Annotated in this window: 24 protein-coding genes; 12 read left to right on the top strand and 12 right to left on the bottom strand. The window is 70.5% G+C overall.

Features of this window, described 5'->3' with window-relative positions:
• The first annotated feature begins 59 nt into the window (after window positions 1–59).
• From PV419_RS31575 to PV419_RS53435, 5 genes are all read left to right on the top strand, one after another.
• Window positions 60–974 carry a xanthine dehydrogenase family protein subunit M gene (locus tag PV419_RS31575; protein ID WP_319694762.1) on the top strand — a complete coding sequence of 305 codons (915 nt, stop codon included), beginning with the start codon at window positions 60–62 and terminating at the stop codon, window positions 972–974.
• Entirely contained in the window at window positions 965–1498 is a 534-nt protein-coding gene (locus PV419_RS31570; RefSeq protein WP_319694760.1) for a (2Fe-2S)-binding protein, read from the top strand. The genes PV419_RS31575 and PV419_RS31570 overlap by 10 nt, the downstream gene beginning before the upstream one ends.
• A gap of 3 nt (window positions 1499–1501) precedes the next feature.
• Window positions 1502–3898: a xanthine dehydrogenase subunit D gene (pucD, locus tag PV419_RS31565; RefSeq protein WP_319694758.1), complete on the top strand. Its 2397-nt coding sequence runs from the start codon at window positions 1502–1504 to the stop codon at window positions 3896–3898.
• A gap of 19 nt (window positions 3899–3917) precedes the next feature.
• Window positions 3918–5090, top strand: coding sequence for an XdhC/CoxI family protein (locus PV419_RS31560; protein WP_319694756.1), 1173 nt, complete (start codon window positions 3918–3920; stop codon window positions 5088–5090).
• A gap of 123 nt (window positions 5091–5213) precedes the next feature.
• Window positions 5214–6914 (top strand): glycoside hydrolase family 6 protein, encoded by a 1701-nt coding sequence (locus PV419_RS53435; protein ID WP_415925412.1) that lies wholly within the window; start codon window positions 5214–5216, stop codon window positions 6912–6914.
• A gap of 169 nt (window positions 6915–7083) precedes the next feature.
• Here PV419_RS53435 and PV419_RS31545 read toward each other — a convergent pair whose 3' ends face one another.
• The 5 genes from PV419_RS31545 to PV419_RS31525 form a co-directional block, all read right to left on the bottom strand.
• Entirely contained in the window at window positions 7084–9174 is a 2091-nt protein-coding gene (locus PV419_RS31545) for a glycogen debranching N-terminal domain-containing protein (RefSeq protein WP_319694755.1), read from the bottom strand.
• Between the two features lie 179 nt (window positions 9175–9353).
• Window positions 9354–10970, bottom strand: coding sequence for a glycoside hydrolase family 13 protein (locus PV419_RS31540; protein ID WP_319694754.1), 1617 nt, complete (start codon window positions 10968–10970; stop codon window positions 9354–9356).
• A 52-nt stretch (window positions 10971–11022) separates the two neighbouring features.
• Complete coding sequence (locus PV419_RS31535) at window positions 11023–11856, bottom strand: carbohydrate ABC transporter permease (protein WP_319694752.1); 834 nt, start codon at window positions 11854–11856, stop codon at window positions 11023–11025.
• Window positions 11853–12908 (bottom strand): sugar ABC transporter permease, encoded by a 1056-nt coding sequence (locus PV419_RS31530; RefSeq protein ID WP_319694750.1) that lies wholly within the window; start codon window positions 12906–12908, stop codon window positions 11853–11855. The genes PV419_RS31535 and PV419_RS31530 overlap by 4 nt, the downstream gene beginning before the upstream one ends.
• Before the next feature lie 14 nt (window positions 12909–12922).
• Window positions 12923–14221, bottom strand: coding sequence for an ABC transporter substrate-binding protein (locus tag PV419_RS31525; RefSeq protein ID WP_319694748.1), 1299 nt, complete (start codon window positions 14219–14221; stop codon window positions 12923–12925).
• 377 nt (window positions 14222–14598) lie between these two features.
• Between PV419_RS31525 and PV419_RS31520 the strand changes: the two genes are divergently transcribed.
• Window positions 14599–15681: a LacI family DNA-binding transcriptional regulator gene (locus PV419_RS31520; protein ID WP_319694746.1), complete on the top strand. Its 1083-nt coding sequence runs from the start codon at window positions 14599–14601 to the stop codon at window positions 15679–15681.
• 63 nt (window positions 15682–15744) lie between these two features.
• On the opposite strand, the gene PV419_RS31515 is transcribed toward PV419_RS31520, so the two are convergent.
• On the bottom strand, window positions 15745–15876 hold the full coding sequence (locus PV419_RS31515; RefSeq protein WP_319694744.1) for a hypothetical protein: 132 nt from the start codon (window positions 15874–15876) through the stop codon (window positions 15745–15747).
• A 184-nt stretch (window positions 15877–16060) separates the two neighbouring features.
• Window positions 16061–16906, bottom strand: coding sequence for an SDR family oxidoreductase (locus PV419_RS31510; protein WP_319694741.1), 846 nt, complete (start codon window positions 16904–16906; stop codon window positions 16061–16063).
• Between the two features lie 64 nt (window positions 16907–16970).
• Between PV419_RS31510 and PV419_RS31505 the strand changes: the two genes are divergently transcribed.
• A complete protein-coding gene (locus PV419_RS31505; protein ID WP_175436770.1) occupies window positions 16971–17306 on the top strand; it encodes a winged helix-turn-helix transcriptional regulator in 336 nt (111 codons plus the stop codon).
• Window positions 17307–17361: 55 nt separating this feature from the next.
• Here the strand turns inward: PV419_RS31505 and PV419_RS31500 are convergent, their stop codons facing one another.
• A complete protein-coding gene (locus PV419_RS31500; protein WP_319694737.1) occupies window positions 17362–18243 on the bottom strand; it encodes an SPL family radical SAM protein in 882 nt (293 codons plus the stop codon).
• A gap of 286 nt (window positions 18244–18529) precedes the next feature.
• Here PV419_RS31500 and PV419_RS31495 point away from each other — a divergent pair, with 286 nt between their 5' ends.
• The 4 genes from PV419_RS31495 (at window position 18530) to PV419_RS31480 (ending at window position 20708) form a co-directional block, all read left to right on the top strand.
• Window positions 18530–18910: a VOC family protein gene (locus PV419_RS31495; RefSeq protein WP_319694735.1), complete on the top strand. Its 381-nt coding sequence runs from the start codon at window positions 18530–18532 to the stop codon at window positions 18908–18910.
• A gap of 83 nt (window positions 18911–18993) precedes the next feature.
• Window positions 18994–19776 (top strand): MBL fold metallo-hydrolase, encoded by a 783-nt coding sequence (locus PV419_RS31490; RefSeq protein ID WP_319694733.1) that lies wholly within the window; start codon window positions 18994–18996, stop codon window positions 19774–19776.
• Between the two features lie 37 nt (window positions 19777–19813).
• The gene (locus tag PV419_RS31485; protein ID WP_319694731.1) at window positions 19814–20209 is read left to right on the top strand and encodes a nuclear transport factor 2 family protein; all 396 of its coding nucleotides are present in this window, start codon (window positions 19814–19816) and stop codon (window positions 20207–20209) included.
• Between the two features lie 73 nt (window positions 20210–20282).
• A complete protein-coding gene (locus tag PV419_RS31480) occupies window positions 20283–20708 on the top strand; it encodes a PPOX class F420-dependent oxidoreductase (RefSeq protein WP_319694729.1) in 426 nt (141 codons plus the stop codon).
• Window positions 20709–20796: 88 nt separating this feature from the next.
• Here PV419_RS31480 and PV419_RS31475 read toward each other — a convergent pair whose 3' ends face one another.
• Window positions 20797–21312, bottom strand: coding sequence for a MarR family transcriptional regulator (locus PV419_RS31475; RefSeq protein ID WP_319694727.1), 516 nt, complete (start codon window positions 21310–21312; stop codon window positions 20797–20799).
• A gap of 176 nt (window positions 21313–21488) precedes the next feature.
• On the opposite strand from PV419_RS31475, the gene PV419_RS31470 reads away from it, so the two are divergent.
• Window positions 21489–22013: a CGNR zinc finger domain-containing protein gene (locus tag PV419_RS31470; protein ID WP_319694726.1), complete on the top strand. Its 525-nt coding sequence runs from the start codon at window positions 21489–21491 to the stop codon at window positions 22011–22013.
• A gap of 30 nt (window positions 22014–22043) precedes the next feature.
• Here the strand turns inward: PV419_RS31470 and PV419_RS31465 are convergent, their stop codons facing one another.
• The 3 genes from PV419_RS31465 to PV419_RS31455 form a co-directional block, all read right to left on the bottom strand.
• Window positions 22044–22961: an AEC family transporter gene (locus tag PV419_RS31465; RefSeq protein WP_319694724.1), complete on the bottom strand. Its 918-nt coding sequence runs from the start codon at window positions 22959–22961 to the stop codon at window positions 22044–22046.
• Entirely contained in the window at window positions 22958–24112 is a 1155-nt protein-coding gene (locus PV419_RS31460) for a pyridoxal phosphate-dependent aminotransferase (protein WP_319694723.1), read from the bottom strand. The genes PV419_RS31465 and PV419_RS31460 overlap by 4 nt, the downstream gene beginning before the upstream one ends.
• A 478-nt stretch (window positions 24113–24590) precedes the next feature.
• Window positions 24591–25433: an ATP-dependent DNA ligase gene (locus PV419_RS31455; RefSeq protein ID WP_319694721.1), complete on the bottom strand. Its 843-nt coding sequence runs from the start codon at window positions 25431–25433 to the stop codon at window positions 24591–24593.
• Window positions 25434–25439 lie beyond the last annotated feature (6 nt).

Below are 25439 nucleotides of genomic sequence, written 5' to 3'. Positions count from 1 at the left end.
GTGCAGAGTTGTCGGGGGAGACCTCGGAGACCTTGATGGAAGAGGACGAGAGAGCGCCTATGGAATTCCTGCGCCCCGCCAGTTGGGAGGAAGCGCTCGCCGCGAAGGCCGAGCACCCCACGGCCGTGCCCATCGCGGGCGGCACCGACGTCATGGTCGAGATCAACTTCGACCGCCGCCGCCCCGACCACCTGCTCGACCTGGGCAGGATCGCCGAGCTGCACACCTGGGAGACCGGCGCGCGGACCGTACGGCTGGGCGCCTCCGTACCGTACGCGCGGATCATCGAGCGGCTGCGGGCGGAACTTCCGGGGCTGGCGCTCGCCGCGCACACCGTCGGCTCGCCGCAGATCCGCAACCGCGGCAGCGTCGGCGGCAACCTCGGCGCCGCCTCCCCCGCCGGTGACGCCCACCCCGCGCTGCTCGCCGCCGGGGCCGAGGTGGAGGTCGCCTCGGTGCGCGGCAGCCGCCTCATCCCGGTCGAGGAGTTCTACACCGGCGTCAAGCGCAACGCGCTGGCGGACGACGAGCTGATCAGGGCCGTCCACATCCGCAAGGCCGCGGGGCCGCAGCAGTTCTCCAAGGTCGGCACGCGCAACGCCATGGTCATCGCCGTGTGCGCCTTCGCGATCGCGCTGCATCCGGACACCCGCACGGTGCGGACCGGCATCGGATCGGCCGCGCCCACCCCGGTACGGGCGCGCGCGGCCGAGGACTTTCTGAACGCCGCGCTCGCCGAGGGCGGCTTCTGGGACGGCGGCCGGACCATGACCCCGTCGATCGCCCGCCGCTTCGCCGAGCTGTGCGCCGCCGCCTGTGACCCGATCGACGATGTGCGCGGCAGCGCGGCGTACCGCCGCCACGCGGTGTCCGTCATGGCCCGCCGCACGCTCGGCTGGACCTGGGAGGCGCTGCGCGCGGGCGGCGACACGACCGGCGGCGACACGACCGAAGGAGGCGCACGGTGCGCGTGACGTTCACGGTCAATGGGCGGCCGCTTCAGGCCGACGACGTGTGGGAGGGCGAGTCCCTGCTGTACGTGCTGCGCGAGCGGCTGGGGCTCCCGGGCTCCAAAAACGCCTGTGAGCAGGGCGAATGCGGATCCTGCACGGTCCGGCTCGACGGGGTGCCGGTGTGCGCCTGCCTGGTGGCGGCCGGTCAGGCCGAAGGCCGCGAGGTGGTCACGGTCGAGGGGCTCGCGCAGTACGCCGAGGCCCGCGGCCGACGGGCCGCACAGGACGCGACGACCGCGGCCACGCGGCAGCCGCCCCCGCTGGCCCCCGTCCAGCAGGCGTTCATCGACGCCGGCGCCATCCAGTGCGGCTTCTGCACCCCCGGTCTGCTGGTCGCCGCCGACGAACTGCTGGAGCGCACCCCCGACCCCTCCGACGCCGACATCCGCGAGGCCCTCTCCGGCAACCTGTGCCGCTGCACCGGCTACGAGAAGATCCTCGACGCGGTCCGCCTGGCGGCCGCGCGCACCACGGAGGCGAAGTAGCCCATGGGCCCCGGCCGCACCCCCGCCACCACCCGCACCCCCACTCGGCTGAGCCAGGGCGCCACGACCCAGGGCACCATCGGCGAGTCCACGCCGCGCCCCGACGGCACCCTCAAGGCGACCGGCGAGTTCGCGTACTCCTCCGACCTGTGGCACGAGGACATGCTGTGGGGCTGCACCCTCCGCAGCCCGCACGCGCACGCCGAGATCCGCTCCATCGACGTCGGCGAGGCGCTGGCCATGCCCGGCGTGCACACCGTCATGACGTACGCCGACCTCCCCGCCGAGACCCACTACGGCCTGGAGATCCGCGACCAGCCCGTGCTCGCCGCCGGCCGGGTCCGCTACCACGGCGAGGCCGTCGCGATCGTCGCCGCCGACCACCCCGAGACCGCGCGCCGCGCCGCCGCCCGGATCAAGGTCGAGTACGCCGAGCTGCCACTGGTCACCGATGAGGCCACCGCCACCGAGCCCGGCGCGCCCGTGCTCCACCCCGGCCGTACGGACCACCACGCCGGAGGTGCCCCGCACCCCAACATCGTCCACCGACAGCCCATCAGGCGCGGTGACGTCGCCGCCGCCAAGGCCCGCGCCGATGTGGTGGTGCGCCGGGACTACCAGGTCGGCATGCAGGACCAGGCCTTCCTCGGCCCGGAGTCCGGCCTCGCCGTGCCCGCCGAGGACGGCGGCGTCGACCTCTACATCGCCACCCAGTGGCTGCATGTGGACCGGGACCAGCTCGCCCCGGTCCTCGGCCTGCCCGCCGACAAGATCCGGCTGACCCTGTCCGGCGTCGGCGGGGCCTTCGGCGCCCGCGAGGACCTGTCCATGCAGGCGCACGCGTGCCTGCTGGCGCTGCGCACCGGCCGGCCCGTCAAGATCGTCTACAACCGGTACGAGTCGTTCTTCGGCCATGTCCACCGCCACCCCGCCAAGCTCAGCTACGAGCACGGCGCGACCCGCGACGGCAGGCTGCTCTACGTCCAGTGCCGCATCGTCCTCGACGGCGGCGCGTACGCCTCCTCCTCCCCAGCCGTCGTCGGCAACGCCGCCTCGCTGTCCATCGGCCCCTACGCCGTGGACAACGTCGACATCGAGGCGCTCGCCCTGTACTCCAACAACCCGCCCTGCGGCGCGATGCGCGGGTTCGGCGCCGTGCAGGCCTGCTTCGCCTACGAGGCGCAGATGGACGCGGTGGCGGCGGAGCTGGGCCTGGACCCGGTGGAGTTCCGGCAGCGCAACGCCATGGAGCAGGGCACGGCGCTGCCCACGGGCCAGCGCGTCGACTCCCCGGCGCCGGTCGCCGAGCTGCTGCGCCGGGTCAAGGAACGCCCGCTGCCGCCCCAGCGCCCCTGGGCGGCTTCGGACGGCTCCGTGGACGTACGGGCGCTGCCCGGCGGGCTGTCCAACACCAGCCACGGCGAGGGCGTGGCACGCGGCGTCGGCTACGCGGTCGGCATCAAGAACGTCGGCTTCTCCGAAGGCTTCGACGACTACTCCACCGCCCGGGTGCGGCTCGAAGTGCTGGGCGGGGAGCCGGTCGCCTGGGTGCACACCGCCATGGCCGAGGTCGGCCAGGGCGGCGTGACCGTACACACCCAGATCGCCCGCACCGAGCTCGGCGTGGCCCAGGTCGTGCTCCATCCGGCCGACACCCAGGTCGGCTCGGCGGGCTCCACCTCCGCCTCCCGCCAGACGTATATGACCGGCGGCGCGATCAAGCACACCTGCGAGGCGGTACGCGAGGAGGTCTTCCGGCGCGGCCGCGAGCGCTTCGGCGCCGACCACCCCGGCTGGTCGGGCGCGGAGCTGCTGCTGGCGGGCGGCAAGGTGGTGACCGGGGCGGGCGAGGTCATCGGCGACCTCGCCGAGATCCTGGGCGAGGACGCGATCGACATCGAGAAGGAGTTCCGGCACCGCCCGACCGAGCCCTTCCACCCGCAGACCGGGCAGGGCTTCGGCCACGTCCAGTACTCCTTCTGCGCCCACCGGGCCGTCGTCGATGTCGACACCGAACTCGGCCTGGTCAAGGTCGTCGAACTCGCGGCGGCCCAGGACGTCGGCAAGGCGCTCAACCCGCTGTCCGTGGTCGGCCAGATCCAGGGCGGTACGACGCAGGGGCTGGGGCTCGCGGTCATGGAGGAGATCCTGGTCTCGGACGGTGCGCGGGTCCGCAACCCGTCCTTCACCGACTATCTGATCCCCACCATCCTCGACACGCCGAGCATCCCGGTGGAGGTGCTCGAACTGGCCGACGACCACGCGCCGTACGGGCTGCGCGGCGTCGGCGAGGCCCCCACCCTGTCCTCCACCCCGGCCGTCGTCGCCGCCATCCGGGCGGCGACCGGGCTACGGCTGGGACGCGTCCCCGTCCGCCCGGAACATCTGACGGAAACGTGACGGCAAGGAGCTGAGCACCATGCTGGACATCGCTGCCGAGCTGCACCGCTGGTGCCAGGAGGGACGAGACTTCGCCGTCGCCACCGTCGTGGCCGTCGGCGGCAGCGCGCCCCGGCAGCCGGGCGCGGCGCTGGCCGTGGACGCCGGGGGCACGGCGGTCGGCAGCGTGTCCGGCGGGTGTGTGGAGGGCGCGGTCTACGACCTGTGCCGGGACGCGCTGCGCACCGGCCGGGCCGTCCGGGAGAGCTTCGGCTACTCCGACGAGGACGCCTTCGCCGTGGGCCTGACCTGCGGCGGGACCATCGACATCCTGGTCACCCCGGTGCCCGCGGGCGACACCCGGCTGCGCCCGGTCCTCGCCGCCACGCTGTCCGCGGCCACCCTGACCGGCGCCGCCGACGACGGCGGTCGTCCGGTGGCGCTCGTACGGGTCGCCGACGGGCCGCCGGAGCTGCTGGGCCGCGCGCTGCTGGTGCGCCCCGACGGCGCGCATGAGGGGAGCCTCGGCCCGGCCCTGGACCGTACGGCCGTGGGCGAGGCCCGCGCGCTGCTGGAGGCCGGGCGCACCGCCACCGTCGAGGTCGGCGCCGACGGCAGCCGCTGCGGCGAGCCGGTCACCCTCCTCGTCGAGTCGGCCGTGACCGCACCCCGGATGATCGTCTTCGGCGCGATCGACTTCGCGGGCGCGCTGGCGCGGATCGGGAAGTTCCTCGGCTACCACGTGACGGTGTGCGACGCCCGGCCCGTCTTCGCGACCGCCCGCCGCTTCCCGGACGCGGACGAGGTGGTCGTCGACTGGCCGCACCGCTATCTGGACGCCACCGAGGTCGACGCCCGTACGGTCCTGTGCGTGCTCACCCACGACCACAAGTTCGACGTCCCGCTGCTGGAGCGGGCGCTGCGGCTGCCCGTCGCGTACGTCGGCGCGATGGGCTCGCGCCGTACCCACGAGGACCGGCTGCGGCGGCTGCGCGAGGCGGGGCTCGGCGAGCCGGCGCTGGCGCGGCTGCGCTCCCCGATCGGCCTGGACCTCGGCGCCCGGACGCCCGAGGAGACGGCCCTGTCCATCGCGAGCGAGATCGTCGCCGCCCGGCGTGGCGGCAGCGGCGTGCCCCTGACGGGTGCGCACATCCCCATCCACCACGAGCTTTCGGCGCCCGTGGGCCGGGGGCGGATCGGCTCGGTCGCCTGACGGGGCGCCACCCATAGGTGGGGGAGCGGTACGGCCACCCGGCGTACGTACGCGTTGCGAGGTCCCGGTTTCTGATTGAGCCTCAGAAATCGACCGCGAAACCGCCGCTCGAGGAGTGCGCACGTGCGTAGAAGACGGACGATCCCCACCAAGCCGATGGCCGTTCTGGCCGCGATCGCGCTGCCCCTGTCCACCGCCGCCGCCGGGTACGCGGCGGCGCCGGGGGAGCCCTCCCCGACCAGGGCCCTGCACCGCCTGTACACCCCGCCGACCGGGACGGGCCCCTACCATCAGGTGACCCGGCTGGTCAGGCACGGCGACCGTGGCGCGGCCGCCGGGTTGCTCGCGATGGTCCACACGCCGCACGCGGTCTGGTTCGGGGACGAGAGCCCGGAAGAGGTCGAGGAGCTGATCCGTCAGACCACCCGGCGCGCCGTGCGGCGGGGCCGGGTGCCCGTCCTCGCGCTCTACAACACGCCCGGCCGTGACTGCGGCAGTTACTCGGCAGGCGGCGCGGAGGGCACCGCCGAGTACCGGGAGTGGATCGACGCCGTCGCCCGGGGCATCGGCCGCCGCCGGGCCCTCATCGTCCTGGAACCCGACTCGCTCGCCCTGTTGCCCTCCGACTGCGGCCGGGCGGGCGGGGCGGGCGCCGGGCGCGAGGAGGTCTTCGCCGGTGAATTCGAGGGGAAGCCGGACGGCGCCTCGGACGGCGGTGACGCAGGGGAGGGCGATGCCTTCGACAGCCGCCTGTTCGGCGCCGGGGCCGGGGTGCTCGGTGGCGCGCTCGCGCGAGCCGAGGCACAGGCCGAGGCGCAGGTCGCGAGGGAGAGCGGCACCCGGGCCGCGGCGCCCGCCGACATCGACCCGGTCACGGACCTGCCCGAGGAGGCGCACGCCGATACGCCGGGCGACGCGCCGGGCGACGCGCACACCGACGCGCCCGCCGAGCCCGGCACGCCCGCGTACACGCCCGCCAGGAGACCCACGGCGTACCCCGCCGGGAAACCCTTCGGCGACCCCACCGACAGACCGACCGGCAACGCCACCGACGAACCCGTCAGCAAACCCACGGACGCGACCACGGCCACCACCCCCCACCTCCAGGGCCCCTCCACCGACGCCCCCGGGAAGGCACCCGCCCTCGCCCCCATGGAGCGGAGGGCCCGCAACGCCGCCCGCTACGCCGAGCTCAACTACGCGGTCGACACCCTGGAACCGCTGCCCGGCACCAAGGTCTACCTGGACGCCGGCCACGCGGGCTGGCACTCCGTCAACAACATCGTGCGCCGGCTGCTCCAGGCCGGTGTCGACCACGCCACCGGCTTCGCCATCAACGTCTCCCACTACCAGACCGACGAGGACAACTCCTGGTACGGCCGGCTCATTTCCTCCTGCCTGGCCTATGTGGCCGACGGCGGCGACCCGGTGGAGTGCCCCGACCAGCGGTGGCCGCGGCTGCGCGCCGAGCGGTGGCTGGAGATCAACGTGCTCAACGAGCCCGAGGAGATGAAGCACTTCGTCACCGACACCAGCCGCAACGGCCGCGGCCCGTGGATCCCCCGGGCCGGCAGCCACGCCGACCCCCAGTCCTGGTGCAACCCTCCCAGCCGCGGCCTGGGCATCCGTCCCACCACCCAGACCGGCGACCCGCTTCAGGACGCCGCGCTGTGGGTGAAGACCCCCGGCGAGTCGGACGGCCAGTGCCTGCGCGGCACGGCGGGGCCCCATGACCCGGAGCGCGGGACGGTCGACCCGGAGGCGGGCGAGTGGTTCCCCGAGCAGGCCCTTGAGCTGGTCCGCTTCGCCCACCCCTCCCTGTGACGGTATGCCAGTCAGCTGTTGGCACCCCGGTACGGTCACTCCGGCCGGGGCGCCCAGCGGAACCGGCGTTATGGACAGGGTTTGTTCTTGTCCGCTGTCCACGGCTTCCGCTGTCATTCGCGATCTCGCAGCGTGGTTGGGCGCTGAGTGATGGCCTGGCGGCGCGGCATCAGGGTGTGATCACTGTCAGCTTTTCCCGAGCGTTGATGTCTACCGTTCCGTCCGCTGTGACCGTGACGTTCACCTGGCCTCCGCCGACGTGGAGTCCTTTCACCGTGAGCGGTGCGTACGTCGAGGCGAAGTTGGGTGCGATGGAAACCGTGCCGCCGGGGACGTCTGCGTTCAGGCCCAGGGCTGCTTGGAGTACCAGGATCGCTGAGGCGGCCGCCCATGCCTGTGGTCGGCAGGACGCCGGGTAGGGGGCGGGGTATGGGCTCTTCTGGCTGCCGTGGCCGGCGAAGAGTTCGGGGAGGCGGGCGTCGAAGGCCGTTGACGCGGTCAGCAGGCCGGCTGCCAGTGAGGCGGCGGCGTCTGGGAATCCGGCCTTGACCAGGCCGTGTACGGCGATCGCCGTGTCGTGCGGCCAGATCGAGCCGACGTGGTAGCCGTAGGGGTTGAAGCCCACCGCGTTGCTGCTCAGGGTGCGCAGGCCGTGGCCTGCGTCGAGGTCGGGTTCGGCGATGCGGGCCGCGAGCAGTGCGCTTTCCTCGGCGTTGAGCAGTCCGGTGCCGAGGAGGTGGCCGAAGCCGGAGGTGACCGATTCGACCGGCCGGCCGTCGCCGTCGAGCGCGACGGCCGGGTAGGGGCCGTGTTCGTCTGTCACCCAGAAGCGGTCGCGGAAGCGGTCCGCGAGCCGCTCGGCCCATGTCTCCCACTCATCGGCCCCCGGGCGGCCGAACGCGCGCAGCAGAGCCGCTCCGCCGAGTGCGGCCTCGTAGGCGTACGCCTGGACCTCGCTCAGCGCGATCGGCGCTGTGGCGGGGTGTCCGTCGCGGTGGCGGATGGCGTCGTCGGAGTCCTTCCAGCCCTGGTTGGCCAGGCCCCGGCCGGTGTGGTCGACGTACGTGAGGAAGCCGTTGGTGTCGGCTTGCGTCTGGTCGCGCATCCAGGCGAGTGCCGATTCCGCGTGCGGCAGGAGTTGCTCTACTTCCTGGGCGTCCAGGCCCCAGCGCCAGGCGTCGTGGAGGAGGGTGATCCACAGGGGGGTGGCGTCGACCGTGCCGTAGTAGATGGGTGGGAGTGTGAGCCGGTCCGCGATCTGCAGGGCGCCGCGGCGCACTTCGTGAAGAATCTTCCCTGGTTGTTCCTCCGTGGTCGAGTCGGTGACGGTGCCCTGGCGGCGGGCGAGGGTGCGCAAGGTGCCGGCGGCGAGATCGGTGCCGAGCGGGAGGAGCATGCGGGCGGCCCAGATCGCGTCGCGGCCGAAAAGGGTCAGGTACCAGGGGGCGCCGGCTGCCAGGAACTGGTCCGGCCGGCCCGTCTGGGGCGACTGCGGGTCCGTCAGGCGCAGCCGCTCCAGGTCGGCGACCGACTGCGCCAGCCAGCGGTCGAAGCGCCGGTCCGCGCTGCGCAGTGCGGGAGTGCTCCAGGGCACTTGGTTCGCGGGCGCGGCCGGGAAATGGTCTCCGTCGTCGTGCGTGGCCGTGGCGGACAGGCGCGCGCTCCACGACTGGCCGGGTGCAAGGTGGATCTCGTACGACAGCTGCCCGGCCGGCGCGTCCAGCTCATCCGGTGCCGGGGTGCTGAGCAGGCGGACCGCGAGCCCGCCGTGAGACCAGAACAGCGCGCCTGTATCGGCCTGCGCTTCGGCCGGTACGTCGGCCAGGAGGCGGCCGGACTTCACTTGCTCGATCGGGGCGAGGTCGGTGGATGCTCGCACGGTGAGCCGGAAGCCGACGTGCTGGGTGCTGTGGTTGGTGACTTCGAAGGTCTCCTCCAGGCGGCCGGAGGAGACGGTACGGCGCCGGTGCAGGGCGACCACCGGGTCCGCCGTGACCTCGCCCAGGCCCCGCACGACCGCCCGGAAGCCCGCCTGGTCCGCCCCCTCCAACCCGCCCGAGACCGGAGCGAGGGTGCTTGGCTCCACGGCCACGGTCAGCCGGGCCAGCGCCCTGGTGTCACCGTGGTAGAAGCCGTCCGCCCCGCCGTCGAGCTGCCCGTCCGAGTGTGAGACCACGAGGCTCGGTGCGCACACAGAGACGACAGCGTCGTGCACGAAGGGCTGCAGGCCCTGCACCACAGGGCCGGGTCCTACAGCCACGGGATCGGAGGTCTGGGACGTGGTGGTGATGTCCAAAGGAGCGGAGCCTCTCGTGGTGGTATTGGCGCGACGGCGCCCCGCCGTGCCGAGGGTGGGGGCCAGGGCCTGTCCGGTCAGCGGGGAGTGACACCGGACAGGCCCTGGCGATTCGGAGGGGCCGTGGCCCCCATTGCGGGCCGCTATACGGCGAGCCAGACCGCGTGTTCGTGTTCCACCCGTCCGTCCGCGACCGGGCCGCTGGCCAGCAGGATCGCGGTGTGGTCGGGCAGCGGGTACGCCTCATCTGAGAGGTTGACGACGCAGAGGAAGCCGGGTTCGCGGCGGAAGGCCAGGACGCCTGCGGGGGCGTCCTGCCAGGTCATGGTGCCGTCGCCGAGGGCAGGGTGGTCGCGGCGGAGGCGGAGGGCGCTGCGGTACAGCTCCAGCATCGAGGTTTCGTCGCCGGTCTGTGCCTCCACGCTGCGCTCACCCCAGCTGGTGGGCTGGGGCAGCCAGGGGCCAGCGTAGGCGTCGTCGGGGCTGAAGCCGAACGGCTCCGCCTGCCCGGACCAGGGGATCGGGACGCGGCAGCCGTCGCGGCCGCGGTCGGTGTGGCCGGAGCGTTCCCAGATGGGGTCCTCAAGGACGTCCACGGGAAGGTCCTCGACCTCGGGCAGGCCGAGTTCGTCGCCCTGGTAGATGTAGGCGCCGCCGGGCAGAGCGAGCATCAGCAGAGCGGCGGCGCGGGCCCGACGGGTGCCCAATTCGAGGTCGACGGGACCCTCCGGCTGGTAACGCTCGTTGGGCACCCAGCGTGCGACGGTCCGGCGGGCGTAGCGGCTGGTGTGGCGCATGACGTCGTGGTTGGAGAGCACCCAGGTGGCCGGGGCGCCGACGCCGCTGAGCATGGCGAGGGAGTCGTCGATGACCGTACGGAGGTCCTTGGGGTCCCAGCTGGCCATGAGGAAGTCGAAGTTGAAGGCGGTGTGCAGGCCGCCCGGGCGGACGTAGGCGGCCAGGCGTTCGGGGGTGTCCGCCCAGGCTTCGGCAACGAAGGCCCGCTCGCCGTCGAACTCGTCGGCGACCTGGCGCCAGGTGCGGTAGATGTCGTGGACCTCGTCGCGGTCCCAGTGCGGGTGCACGATCTGTTCGCGTGTCAGGTCGGGCAGTTCGGGGTCCTTGGCGAGCCCGTGGGCGACGTCGATACGGAAACCGTCGACGCCCCGGTCGAACCAGAACCGCAGGATCGACTCGAACTCGGCGTGCACGTCGGAGTGCTGCCAGTTCAGGTCGGGCTGCTCGGGTGCGTACAGGTGGAGGTACCACTCGCCGTCGGGAATGCGGGTCCAGGCCGGTCCGCCGAAGCAGGAGACCCAGTTGTTGGGCGGCTGGGTGCCGTCGGGGCCGCGGCCGGGCCGGAAAATGTAACGCTCGCGCTCCGGGCTGCCGGGGCCGGCGTCCAGCGCGGCCCGGAACCAGGCGTGATCGTCGGAGGTGTGGTTGGGCACGATGTCGGGGATGATGCGGATCCCGTGCTCGTGGGCTTCGGCGATGAGCTGTTCGGCGTCGGCGACCGTGCCGAACAGCGGGTCGATGGCGCGGAAGTCGGCCACGTCGTAGCCGCCGTCCGCCATCGGGGACTTGTACCAGGGGTTGATCCACAGGGCGTCCACGCCGAGCGACTTCAGGTACGGCAGGCGGGAGCGCAGGCCAGCGATGTCGCCGACGCCGTCGCCGTCGCCGTCGGCGAAGCTGCGGATGTAGACCTGGTAGATGACGGCACTGCGCCACCAGGGCGAGGGCGTGGTGGAGGACATGGTGCTGAGGGTCCTTCGATAGTGGGGGAAGGTGCGATGCAGCGGCCGGGGGTTACTTGGCCGCGCCCGCGGTGAGTCCGGCGACGATGCGGCGCTGGAAGAGCAGCACCATGATCACCAGTGGGATGGTGACCAGGACGCCTGCTGCCATCTGGCTGCCGAACGGGGTGTCGAACTGGCTGGCGCCGACGAACTTGGAGATGGCGACCGGCGCGGTCTGGATGCTGGGCCGGTTCGTCATCGACAGGGCGATGAGGAACTCGTTCCAGGCGGCGATGAAGATGATGATCGCGGTGGTGAAGATGCCCGGTGCGGCGAGCGGGATGATGATCTTGCGGAACGCCTGGCCGCGGGTGCAGCCGTCGATCATCGCCGCCTGCTCGAGTTCGTCGGGCATCTGCCGGAAGAACGTGGTCAGGTTCCACACCGCGAGCGGCAGCACGAACGACATGCTGGGCACGATCATCGCCTGGTAGGTGTTGATCCAGCCGATGTCGGTGAACAGCTTCAGCAGCGGGACCAGGATCGACACGACCGGGAACATCGAGGTCGCGATGATCAGGGTGAGGATCAGCCGCTTGAAGCGGAACTCCAGCCGCGCCATCGCGTAGGCGGTGAACGTGGCCAGCAGCAGCGCCAGGACGGTGGTCGTGCCGGCGACGATCAGGCTGTTGAGCAGGGCGCGGCCGAAGCCCTGGGAGGGGCTGAAGACCGCCCGGTAGTTCTCGAACGACACCGGGGCGGGCAGCAGTGAGGTGTCGAAGATGTCCGAGGTGCGGCGCAGGCTGGAGACCAGCATCCAGTAGAAGGGGGCCAGGCAGTAGGCCACCACTGCGGCAACTCCCAGGTAGAGCAGCCAGGTTCGCCATTTCACCGTCGCGGTCATGCCGGCACCTCCACACGGTTCCGCTTCGAGGCCCATCGGCGCTTCTTCCTGCCCGGACCGCCCGCGTCGCCCACGACGTCCGCGCCCAGCAGCCGAACGAAGCCCAGCGCGATGAGAAGGACGTAGACGAAGAGCACCACCGCATAGGCAGCGGCCGGCCCGAAGCGGACGTTGGACGCCTCGTTCTGCGCGAGCATCGACAGGGTCTCCACCGAACTCTTCTGCGCGCCGACGAGGAGGTAGGGCAGGTCGAACATCCGCAGCGCGTCCAGACAGCGGAACAGCACAGCCACCAGCAGAGCGGGCTTCACCAGCGGCAACGTGATGTGCCAGAACTGGCGCAGCGGGCTCGCCCCGTCCATGCGGGCCGCCTCGTAAACTTCCCTCGGGATGACCTGCAGGCCGGCCAGGACCAGCAGCCCGATGAAGGGGGCGGTCTTCCACACCTCGGCGATGATGACGGCAACCTTGGCGTGGAAGCCCTCGGTGGTCCACAGGACCTGGTGCCCGATCAGGGCGTTGGCGATACCGTCACTGTTGAAGATCCACCGCCACAGCAGGCCGGAGATGGCCGTGGGCACGGCCCAGGGAATCAGAATGCTCGCACGGATCAGGGCCCGTCCGCTGAACGCCTTGTGCATGATCAGCGCCATCGCGACACCGATCACCGTCTCCAGCCCCACGGTGACGACGGTGAAGAAGGTGGTGTTCCAAAAGGCGTTCCAGAATCGCTCTCCGGCCTCGCCGAAGATGTCGGTGTAGTTCTGCAGCCCGACGAACGGCTCGCTGTCGCTGATGAAGCCGGTCTTCGGGTCCAGGCCCTTGGTCCCGTACAGCGATTCCCGCAGCGCCATGATCGTCGGGTAAAGCACGACAACGGTCAGCACCAGCAGGGTCGGGGACACCAGCAGGGCCGCCATCCGGCCGGTACCCGCTGTGGCCGACTTCCGGCCGCGCCGGGCTTTCTCCGGCGCGGGGAGCCGCCCGGCCCGGCCTGCTGCCGGTCCGGGCGGCCGGTCCGCGGCCGTCTCAGGTGGGGTCCGAGTGGCCACCACGAGCCTCCTTCTCACTGCGCCGAGAGCTTCTGCAGGGCTTCCTGCAGGTCCTTCAGCGCCTGTGTGCTGGACTTGTCGCCGTTCAGGGCCGCGTACGCCTCCTGCTGGATCGCCGAGGACACGTCGCCGTACTGGACCACCCTCGGGCGCGGCACCGCGTTGAGGATCGACTTCTTCAGCACCGGCAGATACGGGTACTGCTTGGCCAGCGCCTGGTCGTCGTACAGGTCCGCGTACGGCGGAGCGGCCGAGCCCTCCTTGAGGAACGTGGTCGCGCTGTCGTGGTTGGTGAAGTACTTGATGAAGTCCAGCGCCGTGGCCTTGTTCTTGGCGAAGGAGGATACGGCGACGTTGTGGCCGCCCAAGGTGGAGGAGCCGGCTCCGGTCAGGCCGGGCAGCGGCGCGACCGCGAACTTGCCCGCGACCTTGCTCTTCTCAGCCAGCGAGTACACGTACGGCCAGTTACGCAGGAAGACCAGCTTGCCGGACTGGAACGCCTGGCGGCCTTCCTCCTCCTGGTAGGTGATGGCCTCCTTCGGGATGGTGCCGTCCTTGAAGGAGTCGACCAGGAAGTCCAGGCCCTTCTTCGCCGCGGGTGTGTCGACGTCCGGCTTGCCGCCCGCGTCGGTGACGACGCCGCCGGCGGAATTCACGGCCTCGGAGAAGTTGACGGTGAGGCCCTCGTACTTCTGGAACTGGCCGGCGTAGCAGGACATGCCCTTGGCCTCGGGCAGCTTCTCGACCTTGGCGCAGGCCGCCCGCATTTCCGCCCACGTGGTCGGCGCGGCGCTGACGCCGGCCTTCTTCAGCAGGTCGGAGCGGTAGTACAGCATGCCTCCGTCGGAGGACTGCGGGACCGCGTACAGGTTGTCGCGGTACTTGGTCGTCTCCACCACCGGCTTGAGCATCTTGTCCAGCGGAAACTGCCCGGCGGGCAGCTGGTCGATCCACTGGTGGGCGGCGAACTCCGAGGTCCACACCGCATCCAGGGAGAGCACCGTGTAGGCGTCGGACTTCGTCTCGGCGTTCTGGATCATCTGCTGACGCTGCTGGTTCACATCCGACGGCAGCTGCACGAAGGTGACCTTCTCCTTCGGGTGCTGCGTGTTCCAGCCGTCGATCACCTTCTGGACGACGCCGGAGCTGTCCTTGGCAGCGGCGAACGTGATCGGGCCGCGGCCGGTGAACGACGGGCTCTTCGACTGGCCCGAAGAGCTGCTGCTGTCGGAGGAGCCGCAGGCGGTGAGGACGAGCCCGGCGGCGACGAGCACGGCCGAGCACTGAAGGACTCTGGTGGTTCTGGCGTTCACTGTCTCTCCTGGACGTGCGGAACCGAAGTCTCGGCGAGGGCGCCCTGTAGGGAGTAGCTACCGAGATGACTCTGGGATGCCTCTGTTACGAGACTGTGCTGTCACGGCATTCTGTAGATCAAAAGCGCAGGTCAAAGCACCGAAAGATGACTTCACGGTGTCGGCTCTGCCTCCGCTGAGACAACGCTTGCACCGTAGGAGCGCATCTGGCGGAAGTCAATGCGTAACGTCGCAGTAGCACGGATGGGTTAGGGGCAAATTCCGTGCCTATATGTGATGCAACCGGTCACCACACCCTGCTGAACCCTGCTGAAAGGGCGAGACAGCGCTGTCACGGAGACTCCCGCTGAAGGCTCGAGCTGTGCTAACTTCCGCTCATGTCACCAGCTCAGCGGCACCCGACCCTGGCCGACGTCGCCGAACGGGCGGGGGTTTCCCCGTCGACCGTCTCGCGCACGATGCGCGGCCTGACCTCGGTCTCGCCCGACGTCCGGGCCCGAGTCGAGCAGGCCGCCCGAGAGCTGAACTTCGCCGTCTCCCGTCAGGCATCCAGCCTGGTCACCGGCCGCACGGGCGTCATGGCGGTGCTCGTGCCCACACTCGACTCCTGGTTCATGGGGGCGGCACTGTCCAGCCTGGGCCCGCTGCTGCGGGAGGCGGGCATGGAGATGACCGTCTACGTGGTCCCTGACCTGGCCGAGCGGGCCGAGTTCTTCGACCGCCTGCCCGCCCGGCGCAACGCCGACGCCCTCCTGGTGTTCTGCTTCGACCTCACCAAGGAGGAGACCGCTCGCCTCGACGACCTCGCCATGCCGGTCATCTACATCAGCCAGCACGTCGAAGGACGGCCCAGCGTCTACGTCGACGACGTCGCCGCCGCCTGCAAGGCCACCCGCCACCTGATCAACCTCGGCCACCGCCGCATCGCCTTCGCCCACACCGTCAACGCCCGCGGCTTCAGCTTCAGCTCACGCGAGCGCCTCGTCGGCTACCGGCAGGCGCTCACCGAGGCGGGCATACCGCTGGACGACGACCTCGTCGTCACCACCCCGCCCCGCGACAAACGCGGCACTACTCAGGCCGTCGGCACCCTGCTCAGCCTGCGCGAACCACCCACAGCGATCTTCGCCGAACAGGACGAACTCGCCGCCTCCGTCATCTCCACCCTGCGCACCGTCCAGATCGACGTCCCCCAGCGCATCTCCGTCCTCGGCTTCGACGACCAGCTGATGGCCGAATGGCTCGACCTGTCCACCGTCGCCCAGTCGCCGTCCGACCTGGGCCGCGCTGCCGCCGAACTGGCCCTGGAACTCATCAACGACCCGGAGTCCGACCACGTCCGGCACATCGTCCTGCCCACCCACCTCATCCCCCGAGGAACCACAGCCCCGCCTCCCGCTCCCCCCAGCGAACAGGAAGGCACCGACCGGCTTTCGGAGGGCACAGCCCGCACGCGCTGACTTCCCGGGTCTGCCCCCCAGTCACGGGCGGCACTGGCATCCGAGCCACTCGGCCCCCGCCCATCAGGGGGTGAAGGGCAGTACCTGGCCCGGCGCTAGGTCGTCGCGCAACCGCAGGAACCGGACGGGGTGACGGTAGAGCCCCGCGTCGATGGCGGTGTCGGCCTGGAACTCCGCCACCAGGTCAGGCCGCACGGGGCGGTATTCCAGTTCGCCGGCGTCCCAGCCAGCGGATTCCCTGTCAAGTTCAGCGTGTTGAAGTCGGAGCGGGTCCTGGCCCGGGCGGTCGGCAGTACTTGAAGGCTTGGCAGGGCCGCCCGCCGAATGCGGCGGGCGGCCAAGCCTTGGCGAAGTCGGCCGGAGCTGACAGAGGTTGTGGTCAGAGGCCGATGTCGGCCAGCCACTGGCTTGTGGTCCGGGGGGTGACTCCCAGCAGCTTCTGGGCGGAGGTCTCCGGCGCGATCGAGCGGCCAGGCATGGAGCTCATCGCCTGGTATGCCCCTGCGATATCAGCGGCCGGGCCGTCCCCGATCAGGGGAGCCATCGAGGTGCGGAACTCCTCGGCGGTGATCTGGTCGAAGACCACGTCCCGTCCGAGCCTGGCGCCGAATGCTTCGGCCAGGTCCGGCCCGGTGATCGCCGGGTACTGGCCGACGGAGACCACGCCGGTGACGTCCGTGCGGTCGAGCAGGGCGACGGCGGCGTCGGCGATGTCCAGGTGGGAGGCCCAGGAGACGGGGAAGTCGGCCCGGATCGGGTAAGGCAGAACACCGCGCTCGCGGACCGAGCCGATGACGTGCGGCATGAGCAGGTTCTCGAGGTAGAGCTCGGGCGCGATGACCGCGTGGGATACACCGCTGTCGGCCAGGCCGGCGGCCAGGGTCGCGGCGGCACCGCCGATGGCGGGATCGATGGGGAAGCCGCTGGTGGAAAACACGACGCGGTCCGGCGAGGCCTCGCGGACAGCGGTGAGGATGTTGTGCGCGTAGGTCTTGCGGTCCTCCTCCGAAGCCACCGGCAGGTGGACAAAGACCCCCTCGGCACCTCGGTAGGCCTCGGTCAGGTCGGCGGCGGAGGAGTAGCCGGCGGCCAGCACGCGCTGCGCGCCGGGAACGACGGCGTCGGGGTTGCGGGTCAGAGCGGTCACGGATTTGCCCGTAGCGGCGAGAGCGGCGACGACGGGGGCACCCTGGGCGCCGGTGGCGCCGTGAATCACGTAGGTCATGACGTCATTAGTGCATGAGGTGCACCAGTTACATCAACTGCACTAATGGGGTACGGTCAAAACTGTGACTGATCCCTGTCTGCCCGAGTGCGGTGTTGCCCGGTTCCTCACGCTGCTCAACGGGCCGTGGGCCACTCTGATCGTGCGCGAACTGCTGCATGGCCCCCACCGCTTCAACCAGCTGCGCGAGGCCCTGCCGGGCATCAGCCCGCACACCCTGACCAGCCGGCTGCGCCAGTTCGAGCGGCACGGCATCGTCACTCGCACGACGTATGCGGAGATTCCGCCGCGTGTCGAGTACGCGCTGACCCCTCTCGGTGAGGGGCTGCGCGAGGTCCTGGAGGCCATGGGGGCGTGGGCCATGGCGGTGCCGGATCCCGAGTCCGGCGTCACCGCCTGAGGTACGTCTGGCCCGGCCCCCGGCCCCCGGCCCCCGGACACGTTCATGGCCATGGTCACGCCGAGGATGCGAGCCTCTGCCGCAGGGTGTCGTTGTCGTCGTGGTGGACGACCTCCTCGAAGCGCAGCCGCAGCCGGTGTTTGTCCAGCAGCTCCGCCACGATCGCGTCGAGCTGATCGCGGTGCTCCTTGGTCCGCGCCTGGAGGTATGCCTCGCGGACGTCTTCGGGCTCGTCGGCGAGAACCTGGTCCATGCGTTCGCGGATGTACCGCTTGAGGTTGATGTGCTCCATGAACACCTCACTGACTCCCGCATCGACGAGCCGGCCGAAGAGGTCGTCCAGAAGCTCGGGCTGGGTGGCGAAGTGGGGCAGGAGCGGGCCGACGAAGGCGTAGGTGGCGATGCCCGCCTCGTTGAGTTCGGCCAGGGTGCGCAGGCGGCGGGAGGCGAGCGGGGCGCGGACCTCCAGCCAGCGGCTGACCTTGTCGTCGGAGGTGGTCACAGTCATGCCGACCTCCGCGCGGGGCAGGCTGGTGAGCAGGTCGATGTCGCGGGTGACCACAGGTGACTTGGTGAGGATGCGGACCAGGCCCGGATACTCAACCCTCTCCAGTTCGCGCAGGATGCCGCGGGTGAGCCGGTACTTCGTCTCGTGGCCCTGGTAGGGGTCGGTGACCGAGCTGAGCAGCATGGTGCCCCGCCGCTTGTCCTGCGGCATCTTCGCCAGCTCCTTGCGGGCGAGCTCGACCGCGTTCTTCTTCACGTACAGGTAGTCGCCCCACTCCTTGACCGACCGGCCGAACTGGCGCCCGGCGAAGCTGGCGAAGCAGTAGGCGCAGCCGATCACGCAGCCGGTGTAGGGGTTGATGACGTAGTCGTTCGAGGGGGTCTTCGACTTCTGGATCAGGGTCTTCGCCTCAATCTCGACCGGCTCCATGACGTGCTTCCTTCCTGAGGCCCGGCCGTCCGTGTCCGACGCGCCGGGGTCCTGTGCTGTCCAAGGGCCGGTGGACCGCAGGCCACCGAACCCATACACAGGAACAATAATCTTCGGAAGTTGATTCCATGGAATGCAAATGGTTTGCTGGACCCCGGGCCGGTCCGGAGCCCGCCATCCCCGCCGGACTCCCGCGAGCCCCGCGCGGAGCGATGGTCACCATCTGTATTTAGCCCGGCCCAGAGAGTCACAGCCGTCCCCTTGTGGGGCGTAAGGAGTGCGTGTCATGACTGTTCCCGCCTTCAACTCGGTCGCCTGGTTCGAGTTCGGCACCGACCAGCCCGAGAAGGTCAAGGAGTTCTACGGCGAGCTCTTCGACTGGCAGTACGTCCTCAACACCAACACCCCCGGCGTGACCTACCACTCGGTGATGACGCCGGGCGCCGGGCAGCCGACCGGAGGCGTGTGGGATTCGGAGGGCAACTTCCCCAACTACGCGATCTTCTACGTCCTGGTCCAGGACGTCGCAGCGACTGTCGAGCGCGGCCGGGAACTCGGCGCCGAGGTCCTCATGGAGCCGGTCTCCGACGCTGCGGGCTTCACCTTCGCCCGGCTGGAGGACACCGCCGGCAACCACTTCGGCGTCTTCTCCGTACCCGCCCCGTAACCCCTGCCCCTTCCGCCCTGCCTCCTGCCGGAGCACGCCGCAGGGCCACGTACCACTGTTCCCCCGACCGAGAGGTGCCCCGGATGCCTGGCGCCAGCGCCACCAGCGAAAAGATCTCCGTCCGCGTCTACGGCGGCCCCACCGCCCTCGTCGAGTACGGCGGGCTCAGGTTCGTCACCGACCCGACCCTCGACCCGCCCGGCGAGTACCCCATGCCCCTCCCGGGTGACCACAAGCTGGTCAAGACCGCCCCCTCGCCGGTCACCGCCGCCGACCTCGGCCGCGTCGCTGCCGTCCTGCTCTCCCACGACACGCACGAAGACAACCTCGACAACGCCGGGCGTGCCCTCCTGGCCGAGGTGCCGGTCGTCTTCACCACCGAGAGCGGCGCCGGCCGCCTGGGCGGCAGCGCCCGCGGTCTCGCCTTCTGGCAGACCGCCGAGCTCAAGCGGCCCGACGGCGGGACCGTGACCGTCACCGGCGTGCCCGCCCGGCACGGCCCCGTGGGCTGCGAGCCGATCTCCGGTGACGTCATCGGCTTCATGCTCACCTCCGACGACCTGCCCTCGGTCTACGTCAGCGGCGACAACGCCGCCCTGGAGCACGTCAAGGAGATCGCCGAGAGGTTCGCCCCGGTGGACACCGCGATCCTCTTCCTCGGCGGCGCCCGCATGCCCTTCGCCTTCGACGGCGCCCTGCTCACCCTCGACAGCGCCCTGGGCGCCGAGGCCGCCAAGACGCTCGGCGCCCGCCGCGTCGTCCCCGCGCACTACGACAGCTGGGCCCACTTCCAGGAAGGCCGCGCCGAGATCGAGGCCGCCTTCACCGAGGCCGGCCTGGCCGACCGCCTCGACTTCGCCCGATGACCCCGACCGAACCCGCACGAGAACCATGGAGAGCGCGATGACCACTGCGAACCTCGACCTGGCCCGCGCTTACTTCCAGGCCGTGCAGACCGGAGACATGGCCGCCCTCGGCGGCCTCCTCGACGAGCAGATCGTCTGGCACCAGCCCGGCGCCAACCAGTTCTCCGGCGACCACAAGGGCCAGGGCGCCGTCTTCCAGATGCTCGGCAGCATGATGGAGGCCAGCCAGGGCACCTTCGCCATCGACACGGTCCACTCTCTCATGGGCAACGGTGACCTGGTCGCCGCCACCATCCACTTCACCGGCCGCCGCGGCGACACGTCCATGGCCATGGATGGCGTGGATCTCCTGAGGATCCAGAACGGCAAGATCACCGAGATGTGGCTCTTCTCCGGCGACCAGAACGCCGAAGACGCCTTCTGGGGCCGCTGAAACCCACTGCGTGCCCCGAGGCCGGCCTGGCCTCGGGGCCGGCGAACGGCCCCACCAGAGTGAAAGGCACCGTATGCGGAAGATGACCGACGAGCAGTGGCGGGAGTTCGTCACGCACAGCACCCGCACCGGCAAGCTGTCAACCGTCAAAGCCGACGGCAGCCCGCACGTCACACCGGTCTGGTTCCTTCTCGACGGTGACGACATCGTGCTCACCACCGAGAAGGACGGCGTCAAGGGCCGCAACCTCGCCCGCGATGGACGCTTCGCCCTCTGCGTCGACGACGACCACCCCCCATACGCGTTCGTCATCCTCCAAGGACGCGCCGAGACCTCCGAGAAGCCCGACGAGCTGCTGCACTGGGGCGGCCTCCTCGGCGCCCGCTACATGGGCGAGGACCGCGCCCAGGAGTACGCCGCACGCAACGGCGGCCCCGGCAACCTCCTCGTCCGCGCCCACATCGACAAAGTCATCGCCTTCGACGGCATCGCCGACTGAACGACAACGGGCGGCTGATGCGGGGCGGGTGAACCATCGTCACCCGCCCCGCATCAGCCGCCCGTTGTCGCACCCAAGGCACCCTGGCTCACGAGGCCGACCGACCGGACTGCTTCGGCGCCCGCAAGGCCGGAACCGGCGTCCGACCCCCGGCCTTCCGCTCCGCGTCCAGAGCACGTCCGGCTGCCCGCAGCGTACTGAGGACCGCCGTCACCTCGCGTACCGACTCCTCGGGAATCACCGACCCGATCCGCAGTTCCAGCTCCTCCTCGAAGACCTTCAGCGCCCCCTCCACCAGCTTCCGCCCCTCCGGGGTGAGCTCGACGATCGAGGAACGGCGGTCGTTCGGATTGGCCCTCCGCCCGCACAGGCCCGCCGCCTCCAGACGGTCGACGACCTTGCTCGTGCCGCCCACCGTGATCGAGAACTCCTCCGCGATGTCCTGGATCCGCCGCCCAGGCCGCCGCAACAGCAGGTACAGCACCTCGAACGAGGTCAGCGCCAGGTCATACTCCGCCCGCAACCGCCCCTCGATACCGTCCCACAACTCGATCTCCAGCGAGACCAGCTCCCGGTACAGCAGCTTCAGGTCAGTGTCAGCCATCACTCATCTTCCAAAGAATTATCTTCCATAGACAGTTAATTGTAGGTCACCAGTATCGGGACCCTCAGGCGCCATCCGCTTTCCGAACGTGATCGTTTGGTTCGGGTGTGTCAGTGGTGTCGGCTGCCCAGTGCAGGCGATCACGGCGGATACAACGGATGTGCTGCAATGGGTGAGTGAAGTTTGAGCATGACAACATGGTCGGGGTCCGCCTGGCTGTGTCGCTGGTGAACCTTGAGGCTGGTGGTTCGTGGCGGGCTGAGGCGTTGGAGCAGGTGCTTGAGCGTCACGCGGTTCGGCGTGCTCGTGTGACTGGTTCGGCTTGCGAGGAGATCAGGGTGTGGTCGCGGCGCTTGCGGCCCGTTTTCGAGGCTGTCTCGCAGGACGAACGGTGCGAGATGGTCAATGCCTTGCTCGCCGACGGTGCCGGAAGGGTCTATCTGACTACGCACGACGGGTTGCGGCCGCATCTGCATTTCGCGCCGGACGGCAAGGACGTACAGAGCCGTGTGCGGGCCGTGACCGCGGGAGGGCTGGCCATCTTCGCCATGGAGGCGGAGGGCCGGCGGCTGGGGGTGTGTGCGTTGGATTCGTGCCGGACGGCTTTCGCCGACACCAGCCGCAATGGTCGCCGCGCCTACTGCAGTGCTCGCTGCGCCAACACTGATGCGGTCCGCCGTCACCGTATGAAGCGGGGCTGACAGCGGCCGCGGACCCGAAAGCCCCGGTGGTCAGGTGGGGACGAGGGCCGCGATGAGCGGGACGGCGGCGATGCCCATGAGGGTCTGTGTTGCGGTGATGCCGGCCATCATGGGTGCGTCCCCGCCGAGCTGTCGGGCCATGATGTACGACGACGATGCCGTGGGCAGGGCCTGGAAGAGCACGGCGACGAGCAGTGCCGACGCCCCGAGGCCAAGCGGCTGGGCCAGCAGGAAGGTCACGGCCGGCATCAGGACGAACTTCATGGTCGAGGACGTGAGGATCGGGCCTGTCCATGCGCGTGCCTGGCCAAAGCGCAGCGCAGCGCCGATGCACAGCAGCCCCAGCGGCATCGAAGCGGCTCCCAGCGACTGCAGTGCCGGCTCGATGCCCGGTGGCAGACCCCGGTCCAGGGCCTGGATGAGGCCGCCTGCCACGCAGGCGAGGATGAGCGGGTTGGTCACCAGTTGCCGGGCGATGCCCGTCAGGCTCAGGCGGGCGCCGCCGAACCAGGCGAAGACGAGCACGCACAGCACGTTGACCGTGGGCACGATCGCCGCGTTGCATACCGCGGCCATGGCCACGCCCTGCGTGCCGTACAGGCCGGAGGCGATGGTCACGCCGATGTAGTTGTTGAATCGGATGCTGCCCTGGAAGACCGAGGTGAAGCCGTCGCCGGGCAACCGCATCAGGGGCCTCAGGGCGATGACCAGCGCGGCGACCACCACAGTAGAAGCGACCAGGACGATTGTCAGGGTTCTCACCGGAAGGTCATGGGTGTCGGCCGTCGCGAGGCCGTGCAGGAACAGTGCCGGCAACAGCACCCGGTATCCGAGGCTCTCGGCCCCGGACCAGAAGCTCTCGCCCTGGATCATCCACCGCTTGACGACAAAGCCGAGCCCGATCAGCAGGACGACCGGTACCAGGGCCGTGAGTGTCAGTGCGATCACGAGGCGACCTCGTCAAGGACGTGGACGACGGTGCGGCAGCCCGCTTCCAGCGTGGTGATGTCGGTGGCGAAGGAGAGCCGCAGATGGCCCGGCGCGCCGAAGGCGCTGCCCGGCACCGTCGCGCGTCCCGCCTCCAGGAGGGCCTCCGCCACCGCGAGATCGTCACCGGCCGCAAGGCGCGGGAACAGGTAGAACGCGCCGTCCGGCGCCACCGTGTCCAGGTTCGGGCTCTGGCGCAGGATCGCCAGCGCGGCATCCCGGCGGCGGTGGTAGATCGCCCGCCGCTCCGCCAGGACTCCCTGAGGCCCCTCCAGCGCGGCGACGGCCGCCAGCTGGCTCACGGCCGCCGTCTGCGTGCAGTTCTGCGTCTGTACGGCGGTGATGGCGCGCACGAGGTCGGACGGGCCCAGTCCCCAGCCGATGCGCCAGCCGGTCATCGCGTACGCCTTGGAGACGCCGTCGACGAGCAGGATCCGCTCCCGCAGATCCGGTGCGACCTGCGCGAGGCCGACGTACTCCCGATCGTCGTAGCGGATGTGGGCGTAGATCTCGTCGGACAGGACCGTGACGGTGGGGTGCCGTCGCAACACCTCGGCGAGGGCTGCCAGTTCATCATGGCTGTAGGTGGCGCCGGAGGGATTACCGGGGGCGTTCAGCACGACCCAGCGCGTCCGTTCGGTGATGGCCGCCCGCAGCGCTCGCGGCGTGAGGCGGAAGCCAGACTCGGCCGGGCAGTCAACGGCCACCGGCAGCCCGCCGCACAGGCGGATCATGGCGGGGTAGCTCGCCCAGTACGGCGCCGGGACGATCACCTCGTCCCCCGGGCACAGGGTGGCGAAGAACGCGTTGAAGATGACTTGCTTCGCGCCGCACCCCACCGCCACCTGGGCGTCCGCGTACTCCAGTCCGCGATCCCGCTCCACCGCGTGCCGCACGGCCCGGCGTAGTTCGGGCAGGCCGTTGGCGGGGCTGTAGCCCAGCACACGGCCGGCCGCCTCTTGGGCCGCGGCGATGACATGGCCGGGCGGGGCGAAATCTGGTTCACCGAGCGTGAGATCGACGATGTGTCGGCCCTGCGCGCGATGCTCGGCCGCGCGGCGGGCCATCTCCAGGATGGGCGATCCAGCAGGCGTCGCCAGGCGGCCGGTCACCGCGCATCCCTCCCGCAGGGGAACGACAGCTGCGCACGGCCGGGGGGCACTTTGTGCCGCAGGGACAGACGCCCCGGGGCACCGAGTATCGAAGCAGGCATGCAGACACACTGATGTAACTGTGCGGGGCGCTACAACCATTACATGGCAGGCTCGGGAGCCCTACGAAAGGGCTGGTCACCGCCGCCTTCGAGCCGGCTCGGGCGGCGCCCGGCGCGCCCTCGGAGATCCGTACCGCCCGAGCATCGACTCAGTTGCTCCGGCCCGGGTGCGGCTGGGGCGGCAGCGCCCGGATCGGGGGGTTGGGATGGGACAGCGAATGGAGCAGTTTGCCGGCGTCGCCGGCGGCAGGTAGTCGTCCACCCCCTCGGTCTCCCACGGCGGGCAGCCAATGCCGCTGGGCCGGGCACTGAGCTGGTCGAAGACCCACAGCCGGGTCAGCGACGACAGCACGCTGCCCGCCCCTCTTGCATCGGCTTCAACACGCCAATTCAACAGGGAATGCCGAGAAGCGTCGTCCGTGCCAGGGGTGGTCGGGGCCGGCCGCGTGCAGTCGCCGGGCGAGGTCGCGCCGTTGGGCGGTGGACAGGGGTGTGGTGCGGGCGAGCAACCGCAGGTCTCCGACGGCGTCATAGCGGGCCAGCAGCAGCGTGGCAGGCGAGGAGAGCGTCCCGGTGATCCCACCGACCAGTGCTTCGGCGGTGGTACGGGAGCGGACCTTGATCCAGGCACGCCTGCCCGGCAGGTACGGCTGCCCGCCGCCCTTGATCACGACGCCCTCGATGCCGACCGTGCCCCAGGCCGGGTCCAGCCAATCCAGCGCGGTCGCCCGGTCGCCGGTGGCAGGGCACAGCGTGAACGGTGCGGCGAGCACCTCGCGGGCGAAGAGGTCCTCCAGGATCGCGCGCCGCTCGCGATATGGCCGGGCGAGCAACTCGGTGCCCCCGGCCTCCAGGACGTCGAAAACGATCAGGTAGGCGGGGCGCTCGGCCGCCGCCTGGACGGCGCCGCGGCCTCGGCGTCGAGCACGGCGCTGCAACTCTTCGAAGTGCAGCCGCCCCTCGTGTGGCACCACGAGCTCGCCGTCCAGCACGAGCGCCTCACCCGGCTCGGTGGCCGCAGCGGCAATGTCAGGGAAGGCGCCGGTAAGGTCCGCGCCCTGGCGGGACTGGAGCATGACGAATCCGGGGCGTGCGAAGAGGATGGCCCGGAAGCCGTCCGGCTTCTGTTCCGCGACCCAGTCCTGTGGCAGTGCCTCGTCCGGGGGCAGCTGCCGCCGGGCTTCGGCGAGCATCGGCTCGATCGGGGGTGTCAGGGTCACGCCGCC

Origin of the sequence: Streptomyces sp. ME19-01-6 (genome assembly GCF_033793745.1) — a bacterium.
Classification (GTDB): domain Bacteria; phylum Actinomycetota; class Actinomycetes; order Streptomycetales; family Streptomycetaceae; genus Streptomyces.
The sequence above is the reverse complement of the archived record's forward strand: the minus strand, read 5'-3'. Positions and strand labels throughout refer to the sequence as shown.

Coding starts and splice junctions, on each gene's coding strand:
- PV419_RS31575 (WP_319694762.1), top strand. CDS start 60: ATGGAATTCCTGCGCCCCGCCAGTTGGGAGGAAGCGCTCGCCGCGAAG.
- pucD (WP_319694758.1), top strand. CDS start 1,502: ATGGGCCCCGGCCGCACCCCCGCCACCACCCGCACCCCCACTCGGCTG.
- PV419_RS31560 (WP_319694756.1), top strand. CDS start 3,918: ATGCTGGACATCGCTGCCGAGCTGCACCGCTGGTGCCAGGAGGGACGA.
- PV419_RS31540 (WP_319694754.1), bottom strand. CDS start 10,970: ATGTCCTCCACCACGCCCTCGCCCTGGTGGCGCAGTGCCGTCATCTAC.
- PV419_RS31535 (WP_319694752.1), bottom strand. CDS start 11,856: ATGACCGCGACGGTGAAATGGCGAACCTGGCTGCTCTACCTGGGAGTT.
- PV419_RS31520 (WP_319694746.1), top strand. CDS start 14,599: ATGTCACCAGCTCAGCGGCACCCGACCCTGGCCGACGTCGCCGAACGG.
- PV419_RS31510 (WP_319694741.1), bottom strand. CDS start 16,906: ATGACCTACGTGATTCACGGCGCCACCGGCGCCCAGGGTGCCCCCGTC.
- PV419_RS31500 (WP_319694737.1), bottom strand. CDS start 18,243: ATGGAGCCGGTCGAGATTGAGGCGAAGACCCTGATCCAGAAGTCGAAG.
- PV419_RS31495 (WP_319694735.1), top strand. CDS start 18,530: ATGACTGTTCCCGCCTTCAACTCGGTCGCCTGGTTCGAGTTCGGCACC.
- PV419_RS31490 (WP_319694733.1), top strand. CDS start 18,994: ATGCCTGGCGCCAGCGCCACCAGCGAAAAGATCTCCGTCCGCGTCTAC.
- PV419_RS31485 (WP_319694731.1), top strand. CDS start 19,814: ATGACCACTGCGAACCTCGACCTGGCCCGCGCTTACTTCCAGGCCGTG.
- PV419_RS31480 (WP_319694729.1), top strand. CDS start 20,283: ATGCGGAAGATGACCGACGAGCAGTGGCGGGAGTTCGTCACGCACAGC.
- PV419_RS31475 (WP_319694727.1), bottom strand. CDS start 21,312: ATGGCTGACACTGACCTGAAGCTGCTGTACCGGGAGCTGGTCTCGCTG.